We start from the raw sequence: 19334 nt of genomic DNA, 5'->3' as shown, positions 1-19334 counted from the left end.
CAACCGCAAAAGCTGAGAGGGGCGGTTACAGCATGCCTTTCACGCTTTCGGCAAGGGAAGTGGTCGGACGGCCGATCAATGTACTCAGGGTGTGGCTGTCGTCAAACAGCCCGCCTTTCGAGGCGCCGACGTCGGAGTCCGCCAGCATATCCGCCAGACCCGCCGGCAGGCCGACGCTTTTCAGCGCGGCGGCGAAGTCGGCTTCGCTGAGGTTCTGATAGACCACGTTTTTCCCGCTGTGCGTGCTCAGCTCGGCAGCCAGGTCGCTCAGCGTCCAGGCGTTATCGCCCGCCAGTTCGTAAACTTTCCCTGCATGGCCTTCACCGGAGATAACGCGGGCAGCCGCGGCGGCATAATCCGCGCGGGTAGCGGAGGCAATTTTACCTTCGTCGGCGGCGCCGATAAACACGCCGTGCTCCAGCGCCGGCGGCGCGCTGGCCAGATAGTTTTCGGTATACCAGCCATTGCGCAGCAGGGCGTAAGCGATGCCAGAGTCGGCCAGCATCTGCTCGGTTTCAATATGCTCTGCGGCCAGGCCCAGCGGCGAAGTGTCGGCGTGCAGCAGGCTGGTATAGGCGATGAATGTCACCCCAGCGGCTTTGGCGGCGTTGATGACGTTGCGGTGCTGTACGGCACGCTGGCCGACTTCGCTGGAGGAGATTAACAGCAGTTTATTCACGCCCTGCAGCGCGGCGGTCAATGCCGCTTCGTCGCTATAATCGGCCTGGCGGACGACGACGCCCTGCTGGCTGAGCGCCTGGGCCTTGGCCGGGTTGCGGACAATCGCCACAATCTGGCTGGCAGGGACGGTTTTAAGCAGGTCTTGCAGAACGTAGTGGCCAAGCTGGCCGGTGGCACCGGTAAGGGCGATCATGAGGCTTCTCCTTCGTGTTTATTGGCAGTTGTGGTAAGCTAACACCTTAACTAACTTTTAGTAAGTACGTACAAAAAGGTAAGTATGAAAATGGCCGAACCGACGCTGAGCGATAAACTGCGCAACGGCAATCTGTTTGCGGAACAGTGCCCGTCGCGCGATGTGCTTAAACATGTCACCAGCCGCTGGGGCGTGTTGATTCTGGTGGCGCTGCGCGAGGGGACCCATCGCTTCAGCGATCTGCGGCGCAAAATGGGCGGGGTCAGCGAAAAGATGCTGGCGCAGTCGCTGCAGGCCCTGGAGCAGGATGGTTTTATCGACCGCGTCTCTTATCCGGTGGTGCCGCCGCACGTTGAATATAGCCTGACGCCGCTCGGTCTGCAGGTGAGCGATAAGGTGGCCGCCCTGGCGGACTGGATCGAGGTTAATCTGCCCGCGGTGCTGGCGAGCCACGGGGAGTGAAAATGTATCACTCCCTGTAGCCCCGGTAAGCGCAACGCCACCGGGGAACAGGCATTACTGACTCAAATCCAGCTGATAAATGGCGAAGCCGATATCATCGGCGGCCACCTGGCGCATCGGATACTGGGCTTTCTCTTTGATAAACGCCGCGGCTTTGTCGCCAGGCGAGGTCTCAAAACGAATATCCAGCGGCGTCTTACTGTGGATCGGCGCCAGGCGCCAGTTGTTATCCGCCGCCGGATAGATCGCGCCATCCTTCTTCGATTGCGCGCCAATCCACGCCGCCAGCACCGAACGGTTTTCATCCGGCGAGGCAAAGGCGATATGGTTTTCGCCGGTGCCGGCGAATTTACCGCCGTAGGCGCGATAGTTATTGGTGGCGACCAGGAAAGTGGCCTGCGGATCGACCGGTTTGCCATTGAAGGTCAGGCCCTTGATGCGCTCTGCCTGCGGATGGATCATCTGGCACTCGCCGTCGTAGCGGGCCGGCTGGCTAACGTCGATCTGGTAGTTCACCCCGTCAATCACGTCGAAGTTATAGGTGCGGAAGCCGTCCCAGTTGATCAGCGACTGCGGCTTGCTGCTGGCCGGGTCTATCTGGTTAAACTGCCCGGCGGAGCACTCAAGCCACTCCTTGACCTCCTTCCCGCTGACCTTCATCACCACCAGGGTGTTCGGGTAGAGATAGAGGTCGGCGGCGTTGCGGAAGGTGAGCTGGCCTTTTTCCACTTCCACGAAGCTCGCCGGATCGTTTTTACGCCCGCCGACTTTAAACGGCGCGGCGGCGGAGAGCACCGGCAGTTTCGCCAGATCCGGGTCGCCCTGAATGTAGTGTTCGACGTAGGCTTTTTGCGCCATGTTGACCACCTGCACCGTCGGGTCGTCCTGCACCAGCGCCAGATAGCTGTACATGTTGTCGGCGGACTTGCCGATCGGCTGACTGACGAACTCGCGAGTGGCGTCGTGATCGGCTTTCAGCACCGCCACCAGCTTGCCGTCTTCCGCCGCCAGCGATTTCTTCGCCACCGCGTCGTAGATTGGCCGCGCTTCCGCTTTACTCTGAGTCACCTGCCATTTTCCGCTGTCGTTGTTCAGCACCAGATCGACCACCCCGAGGTGATCGCCCCACATTCCCGGCATTACCGCCGGCACGCCGTTCAGCGTCCCTCTGGCGATATCCGCGCCTTTAATGTTGGCGAAGTCTTTGCCGGGGAACACCGCGTGGGCGTGGCCGAACATGATGGCGTCAACGCCGGGCAGTTGGCTTAGGTAGTAGACCGAGTTCTCGGCCATCGCCTGATACGGGTCGGCGGAGAGGCCGGAGTGCGCGACCACCACGACCACGTCAGCGCCTTTCGCCCGCATCTCCGGGATATATTTGCGCGCGGTTTCGGTAATGTCGTTGACCGTCACTTTGCCGCTAAGATTGGCTTTATCCCAGGTCATGATCTGCGGCGGCACAAAGCCGATATAGCCGATGCGCAGGGTGTGGGTTTGACCGTCGCTGTCCTGAACCGGGGTGTCCTGGATCAGGTAGGGGGTGAACATCGGTTTGCCGGTTTTGGCATCGATGATATTGGCGTTCACGTAGGGGAATTTCGCCCCGGCCAGCGCTTTGTGCAGGAAGTCGAGGCCGTAGTTGAATTCATGGTTGCCCAGGTTGCCGACGGCATAATTCAGGGTGTTCATCGCCTTATACACCGGATGAACATCGCCCTCTTTCAGCCCCTTAGCGGCCATGTAGTCGCCCAGCGGGCTCCCCTGGATCACATCCCCGTTATCCACCAGTACGCTGTTTTTCGCTTCTGCCCGCGCCTGTTCGATCAGGGTGGCGGTACGCACCAGGCCGAATTTCTCCGTGGCGGCATCTTTGTAATAGTCAAAGTCCATCATATTGCTGTGCAGATCGGTGGTTTCCATGATCCGCAGGTCGACCGTTGCGGCGCTGACGCTGGCGGCGATCAGCGTGGCCAGGAGCGTTGCGCTAAACTTCATCATCAGAGGCGTCCTTTTTTTATGAGCGATAGCACAGAAGAAAATGTATTTATATTCTGTTGCTTACAGAAATGTGAATCTTGCCAGAAAAGTGGGCAGCGAAACCGCCATCGTTATCACAGATAGCGGAACTTGCGGTGATGCGATATAAATAAAACAACGAGTTAACGCCACTGTAACCAGACGAGGTGGAGAATGTTAGAACAAGTATGTCAGCTTGCACGGAACGCGGGCGATGCCATCATGGAAGTTTACGATGGAAACCAACCGATCAACGTCGCCAGCAAGAAAGATGATTCTCCGGTCACGGCGGCGGATATCGCGGCGCATAAAGTCATTGTCAGCGGCCTGCAGGCGCTGGATGCCACCATTCCTGTTTTGTCGGAAGAGGACCCGCCGGCCTGGGAAGTGCGTCAGCACTGGCAGCGCTACTGGCTGGTCGACCCGCTGGACGGCACCAAAGAATTTATTAAGCGTAACGGCGAGTTCACTGTCAATATCGCGCTGATTGAAAACGGCAAGCCGACGCTGGGCGTGGTCTACGCGCCGGTGATGAAGGTGATGTACAGCGCGGAAAAAGGCAAAGCCTGGAAAGAAGAGTGCGGCGTGCGCAAGCAGATCCAGGTCCGCGATGCCCGCCCGCCGCTGGTGGTGATCAGCCGCTCCCATGGCAACGATCCCGAGCTGCAGGAGTACCTTGAGCAGCTGGGCGAGCACCAGACCACCTCTATCGGCTCCTCGCTGAAGTTCTGCCTGGTGGCGGAAGGTCAGGCCCAGCTCTATCCGCGCTTCGGGCCGACCAGCACCTGGGACACCGCCGCCGGCCATGCGGTCGCGGTCGCCGCCGGGGCGCATGTTCACGACTGGCAGGGGAAAACCCTCGACTACACGCCGCGTGAATCCTTCCTCAACCCCGGCTTCCGGGTCTCTATTTATTAAGCAGCTTACGCAGCAGGTCGATCACCTGCTGCACCTCCTGCTGGGTGAGCGCGCCGTCTTTGGCCCACTGTACGCGCCCGCTCTTATCCAGCACCACAATCGCGGAGCTCTTCTCGTCCAGCTGCCAGGCTTTTCGCACCAGCCCGTTGCTGTCGACGATAAATTGCGACCACGGGAAGAGCTGTTTATTACTCTCGATACTGTTGCGCACGAACATGCCGGTGCCCGGAATGGCATCGTCGGTATTGACAATGGTGGTGGTCTGATAGCGATCGTGTGGGAAGCTCGCCGCTTTAATTGCCTCGATCAGGTTGGCATTTTTCTCTTTTGCTGACGAGCGACCAGCGATGTGCTGGATGACTCGCACTTTTCCCACCAGCTGCGAGCTATTCCAGTTTTTATAGCTAAACTTATCATTATCCAGAATAAGTTCGCCCCGATCCGCGACGCCGACCGGCGCCACGCGCTGGCCGTCGACAAAGTTATGCGCTGAGGCCAGCAGCGGGAAGAGGAGTAACGAGGCGGCCAGTATGCTACGTAGGGTCATGCGGAATCCTTAATCATTTTTGTGCAGGTGATCCGACCACTTGGTCTCGTTTAATGATAAGTGCGATTGGCGACGATTACCCGCAATGAGGATGCCAGTTTGCGTGTTGACGCACAAATTAGTCGAAAAACGGCGACTTATACTTACTTCATCGTATGTCCGAAACGAAAATTCTGAATTATTGTCATCAAACGGTAAATAAACTTATACACACTGGGTCCCTCTGAGATTCTGGACTATAGTTTTAGGGCATTAAAATTTGCGCTCCCGATACGTGGGCTAACTGTGGCACCACAGGAGCGTAACCCTGGCAGGAGAGAAGAATGAAAATTTTCCAACGCTACAATCCGCTGCAAGTGGCGAAGTACGTGAAGATCCTGTTTCGTGGACGGTTGTACATCAAGGACGTTGGCGCATTTGAATTTGATAAGGGCAAAATCCTTATCCCGAAGGTCAAGGACAAGCTGCATCTGTCAGTGATGTCCGAAGTCAATCGTCAGGTGTTGCGTCTGCAAACTGAGATGGCATAACCTGACACGTAGCAGTACGTAGTAGGTAAAAGACGGCTCCCGATGGGGGCCGTTGATGTTTTCAGCCCTTCATCTCCGCATAGCGTTTGCGATACTCCCCCGGTGGAATGCCGTTGTGTTTACGAAACAAGCGGGTGAAATAGACCGGATCGCTGTAACCCACCGATAAGGCAATCTTGTTAAGCGGGAGTGTGGTGCTCTGAATGAGCCACCTGGCGCGGTTGATGCGCTGAGCTTCACGCCAGGCGTAAACCGTCTGCCCCAGCTCATTTTTGAAAAGGTGCGCCAGACGTGAAGGAGAGATAAATACCATCGCCGCCAGGGTCTCGATTTTTACCTCTTGCGCGATATGGGCGTTAAGGTAGTCGCAGACGGCGTTAATTCGCGGATCGTGGGCGTGGCGGTTGCTGATGGGCTGTTGCTGAAAACAGCGGAGGATCAACCTTTCCAGGGCGTTCATCGCCAGCGCTTCCGACAGCGGCGCGGAGGCCGAGTGGTGGCGTATCACTTCATGGAACAGATCGCGCAGGTGCTGGAGCTGGTCGGGGTCAGCAACGGTCGTTTTGCCGATGCCGTGCGTGGTTTGGTCCCATTTTAGCCAGTCTATCCAGTAGGGGCGGGGAATAAAGTAGATCCAGAGATGGTCCCAATACTCGCTGTGTTCGTCTCTGCCGTAATGATGAGGCACGCCGGGGGGAAACAGCAGCAGATCGTTTTCCCGACACAGAAGAAAGCCATCGCCCGCTTTCGCCCGCGCCTGGCCACGCAGGGTCAGATTGATGATGTAACCTTTCATCCCCTGCGGACGATTAATGTAGTAGTCCAGTTTGGAGCCGCGGGTTATCGGCGTGAAGCCCGCGACAACCCAGGCATTGAAGGTAAAGGTTTTCATCAATGGCGAGAAATTAAGTAGCTCATTGATATCAAGTTCCATTCTCTCCCCCACCTGAGCGTCGCAGCGTCATTACCTTTCGATGATAGTAAATTCCCATGCCCTGAGGCGCAACGGCTGGCCGCAGCGCACTGTTTCCCCGCTCAGCAGGTCGTTCCCCGCCGTTTCGCTACCGAAATCGAGCGTCTCGCCAGAGTAATTGAACAGGAAGTGGATGGTTTTCCCGGCACGATTACGCATCTTTTTGACCACTAATGGGTAGCGATAGGCGGAAGTGCGCGAGCGCAATGCGAGATCGGCAGTGAGTACATCAAACAGCTGGCTAATCAATCGCTTCTGCGGCAGGAAGCCAACGTACATCGCTCGTCCCCGGCCATAATCCGCTTCGGTGGCGGCCGCGTACTCGCCCCATGCCGGATGCTGATAGCGCAGCAGAGTGCGGGTCCCGGCATCGGGCGTCAGCAGCTCCATCCACAGCTCAGCCTGATTGTCGTTGCGGCAATCAATATCCGCGCAGCATGAGCTTACCGTTGTCCCTTCCGGCAGGGTGAACTGGCTGTAGCTGACGCCGCAGCTCTGCCGCAGGATCCCAGGCTGCGCGCTGCGGCGCACTTTGACGTTTTCATCGCTAAAGCCCGATTTAAAGCCGATAAGCGCTCTGCCGCCCTCGGCGATATAGTGGTTGATACGCGCCAGCAGGCTATCATCGGCAGCGTACAGGCCGGGAACGATCAGCACCCGGTAGCGAGAGGTCTCCTCGTTGACGTCGTGGATGATATCGAGGCTGATATTGTGGTCATACAGCGCATCGTGGAAGCGGCGGAAAATATCGTTATAAATATTGCCCTCGGCGTCGCCGGGGCGGAACTGGTTAAGGGCGTCCATTGCCTCATTGCTTATCAGCAGCGCAACGTCGTTTTCGGCCTTCAGCTCCGCCAGCTGCGGCGACAGGCGGGCAAAGTCAGCCCCGATAGTGGTGGCCTCCTGCCAGGTCGGATTACGCGAGAAGTCGTGGCTGAGCAGCCCCTTCCAGTAGGTTTCGAAGGCGTTATGAATCGAATGCCAAAGCCAGTAGGAGACCATGGCGGCGCCGGAGGCGATATGGCTGAACGCCTGCAGGCGCAGCTGGCCCGGGAAGGGAGTCCACTGGGCGAAACCCTGCGCCTGCGTTTCCAGCACGAAGTAGTTCTGGCCCGGCTTAAGCGAGCGGGTGATGGCGCCGCCGAAGGCGATTTCCCGCCCGGTCAGGTGCGCCTGGCTCGGGTGATAGATATCAACACCGGCGATATCCAGTGCCTGCGCTGCCGCAAAATGGTCGACCCGCGGCTGCACGCCGTAAGAGTAACCGCGCCATTCAAAATCGAAGTTGTGGGTGACGAACTGGTGCGGCTGGGCGTACTCGCGCACGATCTCCGCCTGCCAGGCCAGATACTCGGTGACCTGCTGGCGCTGATAACGGAAAAAGGCGCAGGCGAGGCTGGCGTTGATGGTATTTTCCACCGGCGGAAAATCCTGCCAGCGGTCAATGCGGTTGCTCCAGTAATCCAGACCGAAATCGTGATTTAGCTGCCGGAGGTCAGGATATTTCTCCTGCAGGCTGCGCACAAAGCCCTCCTGCATATAGCGGCCGATATTGTCGTAATGCTTGGTTTCGTTATCCAGTTGCCAGCCGATAATTGCCGGATGGTGCTGCACATGCGCCATCAGCGTGCGGATAATTTTTTCGGCATAGCGGCGAAAGGTCGGGTTGACGATATCCATGATCTGCCGTGGGCCATACTTTTGCTGCCCTGTGACGGTGGTGACCAGAATATCGGGATGTTTCGCCGCCAGCCAGGCCGGGACCGCGTAGGTCGGCGTCCCGACGATGACCGCGATGCCGGCCTCATGCATCGCCGCCAGCACCCGGTCGATATGGTAGAAATTGTACTGGCCCTCTTCGGGTTCCAGCGTACTCCATGTGGACTCGGCGATACGCACTACGTTAATGCCGGTTTCGCGCATTAAGGCAATATCCTTGGCCAGCCGATCTTCCGGCATATATTCATCGTAATACGCCACGCCATAAAATAACTGAGACATGCAGACTACCTCCTGACATTAATTTGCGGGCACAGGTTGTGAAGAGAACACGCGCGCTTTATCCAGCGTGATAAACGAAATGAGCGTGAAGCACAGGGCGATACTTCCCAGCACGATATAGCTGCTGGTAAAGCCCATTCTCTGGTACATATGGCCGATGCCGGTGGAGAGGAAAATAGAGCTAAAGCTTTTTGAAAACTGAAAACCAATTAAGTAAACCGTCGCAGAAAGCAGGGGGTTAAAGTTAGCGGTAATATATTTAAGCGCCGCGACGAGTAACACCGAGCTTTCGAATCCATGGAGAAGTTTAATCAGGCTGATGGATATCGGGCCAATAGCCCACGCGGAACCGATAATGCGCAAGCTCATAATCAGCCCGCAGTATAACAGCGCATTTTTGGGGCCGATTTTATTCACAAACCACGGCGCAAAGAACATGACGACGGCATCAAGGAAAATCTGCCCTGTCGTTAAATAACCGAAGACTTCTGCGCCCCGGGCTTTACTCTCAAAGAAGTGGCTGTAGTAGATAGCGAACTGCTGGTCATAGGTTTCATAGACCGCGCCCACGCCAATCACATAGAGCGCGAAGAACCAGAATTTTTTAATTTTCAGCAGCGAGGCGGCATCGCGGAGGGTGACCGGAGACGTTTTGCCAGACAGTAGCCCCTGCTGCTGATGGGTGCTGATCTGCATTTTCCAGACAATCACCAGCAGGCAGACACCTGCCGCGCTGGCCAGCCAGAAAATCATGTTCTGATCGATGCCGTAGAGCTTTCCTGCCGCAAAGGTGCCGATCGCGGCGCCGATGCCGCCGAACATCCTCGCCCGACCAAATTCGAAGCCGGAGGCGCGGCTGACCTTATCGATGTAGGCTTCGCAAATCCCGCAGCCTGCGCCGTAGGCCATGCCAATATAGAGGCCGCCAGCCAGTGCGCCGAGGAACACATTTATTTTTAACAGAGGCGCGAAGACATAGATCCAGTATGGGGCGAATAAGGTGATAATGATCGCCAGCATCCACATCAAATTCTTACGATACACCAGCTTATCCGATATAAAACCGAATAATGGCTGAACGCAGACGGCCACAATGGCGGTGAAAGAATAAACCAGACCGACGTCCGTGTAGTTAATACCGATGGTTTCCGTTAACCACAGTGATAAATAGGGGTAGCAGCATCCCCAGCCTATAAAGAAAAACAGGAAAAACAGACAGCTGATAAAGTAATTTTTATTCGACGTTATCATGGTAACCCTCGCTTCCTTTATTCAGGAATATGATCGTGTAGACGCGAGCAACGTTACCTTTTTGCGCACGGGGGAGTCATGAACGTTTCGCTATGGAGCAGTAATAATCTGCTATCGGCAGAGGGGCGTGAGCCGCTTCACATTCGGGCAATAAAAAGGGCGGATGATCATCCGCCCTTAAGAGAGAGAAAAGATGACGCTCAGGCGTTCTGGCTTTCCACCGCTTCCGACTGCTTGGGCACCAGCACCGTTGGCTTGTTATCGATGCGGGTCACCAGCAGCTGGTCGATACGGTAGTTGTCGATATCCACGACCTCGAACTTATAGCCGGAGAACTTCACCGCGTCGGTGCGCTTGGGGATTTTACGCAGCATAAACATCATAAAGCCGCCGATGGTCTCGTAGTTCCCGGACTGCGGAAACTCGTCGATATCCAGCACGCGCATCACGTCATCAATCGGCGTACCGCCATCGATCAGCCACGAGTTTTCATCGCGAGCGACGATCTGCTCTTCCAGCCCCTGGCCGACGAGATCGCCCATCAAAGTCGTCATCACGTCGTTAAGGGTGATGATCCCGACCACCAGCGCATATTCATTCATGATCACCGCGAAGTCTTCCCCGGCGGTTTTGAAACTTTCCAGCGCTTCGGAGAGGGTCAGGGTATCCGGGACGATCAGCGTGTTGCGGATCTGCACGCCGCCGGTCAGCACCAGGCTCTGGTTCGCCAGCACGCGGTTCAGCAGATCTTTGGAATCGACGTAGCCGATAATATGGTCGATATCTTCATTACAGACGAGGAACTTCGAGTGCGGATGCTCGGCCACTTTATTCTTCAGGCTCTGCTCGTCTTCATGCAAATCAAACCAAATGACGCTTTCACGTGGGGTCATGGAGGAAGGAACGGTGCGGGACTCCAGCTCGAACACGTTCTCAATCAGCTCATGCTCCTGCTTGCGCAGCACCCCGGCCAGCGCGCCGGCCTCAACCACGGCATAGATATCGTCGGAGGTGATATCGTCTTTCCGCACCATCGGCAGTTTGAAGATGCGGAAGATCATATTAGCCATGCCGTTAAACAACCACACCAGCGGGCGGAAGACTAACAGGCAGAAGCGCATCGGGTTGATGATGCGCAGGGCCACGGTTTCGGGCGCAATCATACCGATGCGTTTCGGAGTCAGGTCAGCAAACAGGATGAACAAGCTGGTGACCAGGGTAAAAGAGATGATGAAGCTCAGCTGCTCGGAGAGCTCCGGTGACATATACCCGCTGAGCAGGCTATAAAACGCCGGGGAGAAGGCCGCGTCGCCCACGATACCGCCCAGAATGGCGACGGCGTTAAGGCCAATCTGCACAACGGTAAAGAAGGTGCCCGGGTTCTCCTGCATCTTCAGCACCCGCTGTGCGTTGACGTTGCCTTCATCGGCCAGCAGTTTCAGTTTGATTTTACGTGAGGCGGCCAGTGAGATTTCCGATATCGAAAAAAAGGCACTGACGGCTATCAGACAGAGTATTACTAAAATACTGTTTAACATATCTTTTCTGACCGTTGAGGTCAGATCCTCGGAAGGGAAGTTGATAACTCAAATGTGGAATACATAAAAAACCGGTCCGAAGGCGCTGGACCGGCTGTCACACTGGGTAGTATAGCGTAAGGGAATGTAAAGCCGCCAGAGCGTTCATTAACCGCCTCGCTGTTGAGGCGGAAATCAGAATTACGCCTGAGGCGGCAGGCAGACGCCAATGCCGCCGATGCCGCAATAGCCGTGCGGGTTCTTATACAGATACTGCTGGTGATCGTCCTCGGCATAGTAGAACGGTTTGGCGGTGGCGATCTCAGTGGTGATGTGCCGGGTATCGTGCGCGTCGTTCATCGCCGCCTGGAAGCGCGCGAGGCTGGCCTTTGCCGCTTCCGTCTGTTCCGGCGTCAACGGGTAAATCGCCGAGCGGTACTGGGTGCCGTGGTCGTTACCCTGTTTCATTCCCTGCGCCGGGTCGTGATTTTCCCAGAACACCTGCAATAACTGCTCATAGCTGATGACCTGCGGATCGTAGACCACGCGAACCGCTTCCGCGTGACCGGTCTGGCCGCTGCACACTTCGCGATAGGTCGGATTGGGCGTATAGCCGCCAGTGTAGCCGGCGGCGGTGCTGTAAACCCCCGGCAATTGCCAGAACAGACGTTCAACTCCCCAGAAGCAGCCCATGGCGAACAGCGCGACTTCCATCCCCGCCGGGACGTTGGTCATCGAGTGGCCGTTAACTGCGTGGAGCGTCGCCACAGGCATTGGGGTATTGCGTCCAGGCAGCGCATCCGCCTGGGCGACAAGATGCGTTTTATCAAATAGACTCACGGTGGGCCTCTCAATACAGAAATCGTCGTTAAGGTTGTAACGAAGCGTGTCTTTTAACACAATAAATACGCGTAATACGTCTAGATTAATACATAAGAATTATTTGGGTTATTGCCACTTTTTCAACCCTACGTTGTTAGGGTTTTGTTAAGCCGTGGAGCGGCGCCAGTGTTTCCTGTAGGGGGAAACAGGGATATTCAGGAGAAAATGTGCTAAAAATCCGCCAATTATGTGTCACCAGCCTTTTGCTGGTCAGCGGGATCGCCAGCGCAGCGAATGTGCGTTTGCAGGTTGAAGGATTATCCGGGGAGCTGGAGAAAAACGTTCGCGCCCAGCTTTCCACCATCCAGAGTGATGAGGTCACGCCGGATCGTCGCTTTCGCGCGCGCGTCGATGACGCCATTCGCGAAGGTCTGAAAGCGCTGGGGTATTACGAGCCGACGATTGAATTTGATCTTCGTCCGCCGCCGAAAAGGGGCCGTCAGGTGCTGATCGCCAAAGTGACCCCGGGTGAGCCGGTGCGCATTGGCGGCACCGAGGTGATTCTGCGCGGCGGCGCCCGCACCGACAGCGACTATCTGGCGCTGTTGAAAACCCGCCCGGCCATCGGGACGGTGCTCAACCACGGCGATTACGACGGTTTCAAGAGCTCCCTGACCCGCGTCGCCCTGCGCAAAGGCTACTTTGACAGCGAGTTCATTAAAAGCCAGTTGGGGGTCTCCCTCGACCGCCATCAGGCGTTCTGGGATATCGATTACGACAGCGGCGAACGCTATCGCTTTGGCCACGTCACCTTCTCCGGATCGCAAATCCGTGATGAATACCTGCAAAACCTCGTACCGTTTAAAGAGGGCGACTACTACACCTCTCAGGACCTGGCCGAGCTAAACCGCCGCCTGGCGGCGACCGGGTGGTTCAGTTCGGTGGTGGTGGCGCCTGATTTTGCTAAGTCACGGAAAACCAAGGTGCTGCCTCTGCAGGGCGTTGTCTCGCCACGCAAAGAGAACACCGTGGAAACCGGGGTAGGGTACTCCACAGACGTCGGTCCGCGGGTAAAAGCCACGTGGAAAAAACCGTGGATGAACTCCTATGGCCACAGCCTGACCTCCAGCGTCAGCCTCTCCGCCCCGGAGCAGCAGTTCGACTTCACCTATAAAGTCCCGCTGCTCAAGAGCCCGCTCGAGCAGTACTATCTGATGCAGGGCGGCTTTAAGCGTACCGATCTCAATGACACCCAGGCTGACTCCACCACCCTTGGGTTGTCGCGTTTCTGGGAGATGTCGAGCGGCTGGCAGCGGGCGATCAACCTGCGCTGGAGCCTGGACCACTTTACCCAGGCGAACGTCACCAACACCACCATGCTGATTTACCCCGGGGTCTCGGTGAACCGCACTCGCTCCCGCGGCGGCCTGATGCCCACCTGGGGCGATTCCCAGCGCTACTCGGTGGACTACTCCAACACCATGTGGGGCTCGGACATCAACTTCATCGTGATGCAGGCCCAGGATGTCTGGATCCGTACCCTCTATGACCGCCACCGCTTTGTGGTGCGCGGCAACCTGGGCTGGATCGAAGCGGACAACTTTGACAAGGTGCCGCCGGACCTGCGCTTTTTCGCCGGGGGCGATCGCAGTATTCGCGGCTATAAATACAAATCCATCTCGCCGAAGGACGATGACGGCAAGCTGATCGGGGCCTCGAAGCTGGCCACCGGCTCGCTGGAATATCAGTACAACGTCAGCGGCAAATGGTGGGGCGCCGTGTTTGTCGATAGCGGCGAAGCGGTCAGCGATATTCGCGAAAGTGATTTTAAAACCGGCGCCGGGGTGGGCGTGCGCTGGCAGTCGCCGGTGGGGCCGATCAAGCTGGATATCGCCCGGCCAATCGGCGACAAAGAAGAGCATGGTTTACAGTTTTACATCGGTCTGGGGCCTGAATTATGAGTTTATGGAAGAAGATAAGCCTCGGCGTCTTAATCGTGTTGGTCCTCCTGCTGGGCACCGTCGGGTTCCTGGTGGGCACCACCACCGGCTTGCATCTGGTGTTCAAAGCGGCGGATCGCTGGGTACCGGGGCTGGAAATCGGCAAAGTGACCGGCGGCTGGCGTGATTTAACCCTCGATAATGTCCGCTATGAGCAGCCTGGCGTGGCGGTCACCGCCGGCCAGTTTCATCTCAGCGTCAGGTTGCGCTGCCTGTGGGACAGCAGTCTGTGCGTAAACGACATCTCGCTGCGCGATATTTACGTCGCCGTCGATACGAAGAAGATGCCGCCCTCTGCGCCGGTCGAGGAAGAGGACAGCGGGCCGCTGAATCTCTCCACCCCTTATCCGATCGCCCTTAGCCGCGTCGCGCTGCATAACGTCAACGTCAAAATCGACGATACCGCGGTCTCTGTGCGCGATTTTTCCACCGGCCTGAACTGGCAGGAGAAAAACCTGACCCTGACGCCGACCTCGCTGCAAGGGCTGCTGATCGCCCTGCCGAAGGTGGCGAAAGTGGCGCAGGAGCAGGTGGTTGAACCGAAAATCGACAACCCGCAGCCGCAGGAAAAACCGCTCGGCGAGACGATGACCGACCTCTTCTCGCAGCCGGTGCTGCCGGCGATGACCGACGTCCATCTGCCGCTGAACCTCAATATTGAGGCGTTCCGCGGCGAACAGCTGCGCCTCACCGGCGATACCGATATCACCGTGTATAACCTGCTGCTGAAAGTCAGCAGTATCGACGGGCAGATGAAGCTCGACGCCCTCGACATCGACTCCGATCAGGGCAAAGTCACCGCCTCGGGCAGCGCCCAGCTGCAGGATAACTGGCCGGTAGACATCACCCTCGCCGGAACGCTGAACGTCGACCCGATGAAAGGGGAGAAAGTGCAGCTGAAGGTGGGCGGCGAGATACGTAAAACGCTTAAGGTCGGGGTGGACTTAAGCGGGCCGGTAGCGGCCACGCTGCGGGCGGACGCGCAGCTGGCGGAGGCCGGGCTGCCGCTCAATATGGAGCTGAAGAGCAAGCAGCTCGCCTGGCCATTCAGCGGCGAGAAGCAGTTCCAGGCCGACGACGTCCAGCTGAAGTTCAGCGGCAAAATGACCGACTACGCGCTGGCCTTCTCCACCGCGGTGAAAGGCCAGTCGCTGCCGCCGGCGAAAATTGCCCTCAACGCCAAAGGCAATGAGCGGCAGATCAATCTCGACAAGCTGACGGTCAATGCCCTCGAAGGGAAAACCGAGCTGAAGGCGCTCCTCGACTGGCAGCAGGCGATCAGCTGGCGCGGCGAGCTGACCCTCGACGGCATCAACACCGCCAAAGAGGTGCCGGACTGGCCGTCGAAGCTCAACGGCAGGATCAAGACCCAGGGCAGCCTGTACGGCGGCAGCTGGCAGATGTCGGTGCCGGAGCTGAAAATTACCGGCAACGTGAAACAGAACAAGGTGGATGTCTCCGGCTCGCTGCAGGGCAACAGCTATCTGCAGTGGAAGATCCCGGGGCTGCATCTGGCGTTAGGCCCGAACAGCGCCGATATCAAAGGCGAGCTGGGGGTGAAGGATCTGAATCTCGACGCCACCATCGATGCGCCGCACCTGGATAATGCGCTGCCGGGGCTCGGCGGGACGGCGAAGGGGCTGGTGAAAGTGCGCGGCACTGTCGATGCGCCGCAGCTGCTGGCGGACATCACCGCCCGGGCGCTGCGCTGGCAGGAGCTGAGCATCGCCCAGGTTAACGTCAAAGGGGATGTGAAATCCACCGATCAGATTGGCGGCAACCTGGACGTGCGGGTGGATCGCATCAGCCAGCCGGGGGTGAATATCAGCCTGGTGCAGCTCAATGCCAAAGGCACTGAGAAGCAGCATGAGCTGCGACTGCGGGTGCAGGGCGATCCGGTTTCCGGCCAGCTGGCGCTGGCGGGTAGCTTCGATCGTCAGGCCGAGCGCTGGAGAGGCGCGCTAAGCGATACCCGCTTCCAGACGCCGGTAGGGCCGGTAGCGCTGACGCGCAGTATTGCGCTGGACTACCGTAACCAGGAGCAGAAAATCAGCATCGGGCCACACTGCTGGACCAACCCGAACGCCGAGCTCTGCGTGCCTGAGACCATTGACGCGGGCGCCAGCGGGCGGGCGCGGGTGAATCTCAACCGCTTCGACCTGGCGATGCTTAAGCCGTTTATGCCGGAGGCGACCCAGGCCAGCGGCGTGTTTACCGGTAATGCCGATGTCAGCTGGGACACCACCAAAGAGGGACTGCCGCAGGGCAAAGTGACCCTCAGCGGGCGCAACGTCAAAGTGACCCAGGTGGTCAATGACGCCCCGCTGCCGGTGGCGTTCGATACGCTGAACCTCAGCGCCGATCTGCACAACAATCGCGCGGAGCTGGGCTGGCTTATCCGCCTGACCAACAATGGCCAGCTGGATGGGCAGGTGCAGGTCACCGACCCGCAGGGGCGGCGTAATCTCGGCGGCAACGTCAATATCAGCAACTTCTCGCTGGCGATGATCAACCCGATTTTCGCCCGCGGTGAAAAGGCGGAGGGACGGCTCAACGCCCGTCTGCGCCTGGGCGGCAACGTGAAAAGTCCGCAGCTGTTCGGCCAGATGCAGCTAAGCGGGGTGGATATCGACGGCAACTTTATGCCGTTTGATATGCAGCCGAGCCAGCTGGCGATGAACTTCAACGGTACGCGCTCGACCCTGCAGGGGACGGTGAACACCCGTCAGGGGCAAATCGCCCTTAGCGGGAACGCCGACTGGACGCAGATCGATAACTGGCGGGCGCAGATTGCGGCGAAGGGCAGCCGGGTGCGGATCACCGTGCCGCCGATGGTCCGTCTTGATGTATCGCCGGACGTGGTGTTTACCGCCACGCCAAGCCTGTTCAACCTCGATGGCAAGGTGGATGTGCCCTGGGCGCGGATCGTGGTCAACGAGGTGCCGGAGAGCGCGGTCGGCGTGTCGTCGGACGAAGTGATGCTCGACAAAAACCTCAAGCCGATTAAGCAGCAGAGCGCCGGGATCCCGATCAACAGCAACCTGACGATCCACGTCGGCAACAACGTTCGTCTGGAAGCCTTCGGTCTGAAAGCGCGTCTGACCGGCGATCTGAAAGTGGCGCAGGACAAGCAGGGGCTGGGACTCAACGGGCAGATCAATATTCCGGACGGCCGCTTCCACGCCTATGGCCAGGATTTGATTGTGCGCAAAGGGGAGCTGCTGTTCTCCGGTCCGCCGGATCAGCCGTTGCTGAATATCGAAGCGATTCGTAACCCGGATGCCACCGAAGACGACGTGATCGCCGGCGTTCGCGTCACCGGCTCCGCCGATCAGCCGAAAGCGGAGATCTTCTCCGACCCGGTTATGTCCCAGCAGGAAGCGCTGTCTTATCTGCTGCGCGGACAGGGTTTGAGCAGCGGACAGAGCGATAGCGCCGCGATGACCTCAATGCTTATTGGTATGGGGGTTGCACAAAGTGGTCAGGTTGTGGGTAAAATCGGCGAGACGTTTGGCGTAAGCAATTTGGCGTTGGACACCGAAGGGGTAGGCGACTCTTCCCAGGTGGTGGTCAGCGGCTATGTACTGCCGGGTCTGCAGGTAAAATACGGGGTCGGTATCTTCGATTCCCTGGCGACGCTGACTTTACGTTATCGCCTGATGCCTAAGCTATATGTGGAAGCGGTGTCTGGCATCGACCAGGCGCTCGATTTGCTCTATCAGTTTGAGTTTTAGCAATGCGAATATTTGTTTACGGCAGTTTACGACGCAAACAAGGCAACAGCCACTGGATGACCAACGCCCAGTGGCTGGGCGCTCATAGTGTCGACGATTATCAGCTGTACAGCCTGGGCCACTATCCAGGCGCGGTGCCCGGCGAAGGCACAGTACATGGTGAAGTTTATCGTATTGATGCATCGACGCTGGCCGAACTGGATGCGCTCCGCACCAAGGGGGGCGAGTATGCGCGCCACCTGATTCAGACGCCTTACGGCAGCGCATGGATGTATGTCTATCAACGTTCCGTTGAGGGTTGTACGTTGATAGCGAACGGCAACTGGTTGGATCGCGACCAGTATTAACCACGACAGCGCCACCTTCGGGTGGCGTTGTTTTTTCTGCGCCCGCCTCTTACCAGAGCGGCAGATAATCTCTCGCCAGCCACATCGTGGAAGCCAGCGTCGTCAGCGCGAGGAATAATAATCGTCGTGTTGAGGTGCTGAACATTACATGACCTCCTCGGGCGTGGTTTGGGGGGCTGCCTCCCGCAGGTAACGCCGCATCGCCGATCGCAGCTTCAGCCAGTCAGCCACCCGGTGTGACAATAACCAGGCCGTTGGGCCAATCAGCTCCAGTACCGCCAGCATTCCGCCAAAGCAGAGTAACAATAAGGACAGCATGTCCAGCGAATCCTGAACCTGCCACCAGACGCGCCGGCCTGACTGAAGGGCGCTGATGATTTCTATCCCGAGAAATAGCAGATACATCACCAGCGCGAGGCCGTAAAACAGGTAATAAAGCAGCGACAGCTGTCTGCGTCCAGGATAGAGCGGATGGTTTTTTACATAAGCCGCGCCGTCGCTGGCATTGTATAGCGCATGGATCGCCCGGCTGTCGCGCTCGTATACGGCGACGATACGATCGCCAGTGGCAAGAAACGGTGGCTGACGACGATAGAGAACAGGATGCAGCGCGAAATTAGCGCAGCCTGCCTGCCACCAGAAGGCCAGCGGCAGGGAACCGCATTGTATCCCGAGGCCGTGATATTCCCGCGTAGGACTGCCCGCATACCACTTCTTAAAGTGGGTATCGGTGATGATGTCGGTCTTAACCGCATAGCGTTCCGGCAGGGCATGCGTAAAAGGCATTGCCGACCGGCGGACGGCCCGCGGCGTTGCGGGTAGCGGCTGGCAAAAAGAAAAGTCGCGGCGGCGGGCCCGCGCCATCTTCGCCAGCAGATCGCGCATGGCGGGGTGCCGTTTTAGCGCCGGGTGGAACAGTCGCTCGCAGAGCCCGGTTAACAGCGCGATGAAGGCCAGTACCGCGATAATGCCGCAGCCGAACTTTGCCCATTCTGAGGCGCTCACCAGGAGCGGAATAAGGGAGACGATGAGCGTCAGCAGGCTGATAATCAGCAGCGGCCGGGCCCAGCGCTTGACGCGTTGACTGGGCTCAAGGAGCGTTTCACCATCGCTGAGCCAGTGGATCCAGTAACTGCCGTTGTCCAGGCGGCGGGCGCCGAGATACAGAGGCTGATGGGTCTTCAGGCGGTCAAAAAGCGAGGGGTCGTTAAAATAGCGTTTATCGGTATAAAAGACATGGTCGCCGGCGATAAGGCGCAGATACCCCTGTTTTTCAGAGGCGGCGGTTGTGAAGCCAGAAAAGTTAAGAGTGAAATAGCGAACGCTTTTCACGGGACACCCT

15 protein-coding genes are annotated in these 19334 nt (G+C 57.8%); 6 read left to right on the top strand and 9 right to left on the bottom strand.

Going from position 1 to position 19334, the window contains the following annotated elements; translation table 11 throughout:
• Nucleotides 1-25 precede the first annotated feature (25 nt).
• Nucleotides 26-874, bottom strand: a complete 849-nt coding sequence (locus ACOI7Z_RS18450) for an SDR family oxidoreductase (RefSeq protein WP_087848662.1) — start codon at nucleotides 872-874, stop codon at nucleotides 26-28.
• Between the two features lie 90 nt (nucleotides 875-964).
• Here ACOI7Z_RS18450 and ACOI7Z_RS18445 point away from each other — a divergent pair, with 90 nt between their 5' ends.
• Nucleotides 965-1336, top strand: coding sequence for a winged helix-turn-helix transcriptional regulator (locus ACOI7Z_RS18445; protein ID WP_032429258.1), 372 nt, complete (start codon nucleotides 965-967; stop codon nucleotides 1334-1336).
• 54 nt (nucleotides 1337-1390) lie between these two features.
• Here the strand turns inward: ACOI7Z_RS18445 and cpdB are convergent, their stop codons facing one another.
• Nucleotides 1391-3334 (bottom strand): 2',3'-cyclic-nucleotide 2'-phosphodiesterase, encoded by a 1944-nt coding sequence (cpdB, locus tag ACOI7Z_RS18440; RefSeq protein ID WP_087848663.1) that lies wholly within the window; start codon nucleotides 3332-3334, stop codon nucleotides 1391-1393.
• A gap of 192 nt (nucleotides 3335-3526) precedes the next feature.
• Between cpdB and cysQ the strand changes: the two genes are divergently transcribed.
• A complete protein-coding gene (gene cysQ, locus ACOI7Z_RS18435) occupies nucleotides 3527-4270 on the top strand; it encodes a 3'(2'),5'-bisphosphate nucleotidase CysQ (protein ID WP_023291737.1) in 744 nt (247 codons plus the stop codon).
• On the opposite strand, the gene ACOI7Z_RS18430 is transcribed toward cysQ, so the two are convergent.
• The gene (locus tag ACOI7Z_RS18430; RefSeq protein WP_023291738.1) at nucleotides 4260-4817 is read right to left on the bottom strand and encodes a YtfJ family protein; all 558 of its coding nucleotides are present in this window, start codon (nucleotides 4815-4817) and stop codon (nucleotides 4260-4262) included. The genes cysQ and ACOI7Z_RS18430 overlap by 11 nt on opposite strands.
• Nucleotides 4818-5140: 323 nt before the next feature.
• Between ACOI7Z_RS18430 and ACOI7Z_RS18425 the strand changes: the two genes are divergently transcribed.
• On the top strand, nucleotides 5141-5347 hold the full coding sequence (locus ACOI7Z_RS18425; protein ID WP_002886707.1) for a DUF1107 domain-containing protein: 207 nt from the start codon (nucleotides 5141-5143) through the stop codon (nucleotides 5345-5347).
• Nucleotides 5348-5408: 61 nt separating this feature from the next.
• On the opposite strand, the gene araC is transcribed toward ACOI7Z_RS18425, so the two are convergent.
• From araC to msrA, 5 genes are all read right to left on the bottom strand, one after another.
• Nucleotides 5409-6281: an arabinose operon transcriptional regulator AraC gene (gene araC / locus ACOI7Z_RS18420; protein WP_023291739.1), complete on the bottom strand. Its 873-nt coding sequence runs from the start codon at nucleotides 6279-6281 to the stop codon at nucleotides 5409-5411.
• Between the two features lie 30 nt (nucleotides 6282-6311).
• Nucleotides 6312-8321, bottom strand: a complete 2010-nt coding sequence (locus ACOI7Z_RS18415; RefSeq protein ID WP_087848664.1) for a beta-galactosidase — start codon at nucleotides 8319-8321, stop codon at nucleotides 6312-6314.
• A gap of 18 nt (nucleotides 8322-8339) precedes the next feature.
• Nucleotides 8340-9572: an oligosaccharide MFS transporter gene (locus tag ACOI7Z_RS18410; protein ID WP_032454642.1), complete on the bottom strand. Its 1233-nt coding sequence runs from the start codon at nucleotides 9570-9572 to the stop codon at nucleotides 8340-8342.
• Nucleotides 9573-9772: 200 nt separating this feature from the next.
• Nucleotides 9773-11110 (bottom strand): hemolysin family protein, encoded by a 1338-nt coding sequence (locus tag ACOI7Z_RS18405; RefSeq protein WP_086076026.1) that lies wholly within the window; start codon nucleotides 11108-11110, stop codon nucleotides 9773-9775.
• Between the two features lie 180 nt (nucleotides 11111-11290).
• A complete protein-coding gene (msrA, locus tag ACOI7Z_RS18400) occupies nucleotides 11291-11929 on the bottom strand; it encodes a peptide-methionine (S)-S-oxide reductase MsrA (RefSeq protein ID WP_087848665.1) in 639 nt (212 codons plus the stop codon).
• 209 nt (nucleotides 11930-12138) lie between these two features.
• On the opposite strand from msrA, the gene tamA reads away from it, so the two are divergent.
• Genes tamA through ACOI7Z_RS18385 form a run of 3 tightly spaced genes read left to right on the top strand, consistent with a single transcriptional unit; the run spans nucleotide 12139 to nucleotide 17992 of the window.
• A complete protein-coding gene (tamA, locus tag ACOI7Z_RS18395) occupies nucleotides 12139-13872 on the top strand; it encodes an autotransporter assembly complex protein TamA (protein WP_032454648.1) in 1734 nt (577 codons plus the stop codon).
• Nucleotides 13869-17645: an autotransporter assembly complex protein TamB gene (gene tamB / locus ACOI7Z_RS18390; protein WP_048296487.1), complete on the top strand. Its 3777-nt coding sequence runs from the start codon at nucleotides 13869-13871 to the stop codon at nucleotides 17643-17645. The genes tamA and tamB overlap by 4 nt, the downstream gene beginning before the upstream one ends.
• Before the next feature lie 2 nt (nucleotides 17646-17647).
• Complete coding sequence (locus tag ACOI7Z_RS18385; protein WP_002886724.1) at nucleotides 17648-17992, top strand: gamma-glutamylcyclotransferase family protein; 345 nt, start codon at nucleotides 17648-17650, stop codon at nucleotides 17990-17992.
• A gap of 144 nt (nucleotides 17993-18136) precedes the next feature.
• On the opposite strand, the gene ACOI7Z_RS18380 is transcribed toward ACOI7Z_RS18385, so the two are convergent.
• Nucleotides 18137-19324: a hypothetical protein gene (locus ACOI7Z_RS18380; protein WP_087848666.1), complete on the bottom strand. Its 1188-nt coding sequence runs from the start codon at nucleotides 19322-19324 to the stop codon at nucleotides 18137-18139.
• Between the last annotated feature and the right edge of the window lie 10 nt (nucleotides 19325-19334).

The sequence above is a fragment of the Klebsiella sp. C283 genome (assembly GCF_048822555.1).
Taxonomy (GTDB): Bacteria; Pseudomonadota; Gammaproteobacteria; order Enterobacterales; family Enterobacteriaceae; genus Klebsiella; species Klebsiella quasipneumoniae.
The sequence above is the reverse complement of the archived record's forward strand: the minus strand, read 5'-3'. Positions and strand labels throughout refer to the sequence as shown.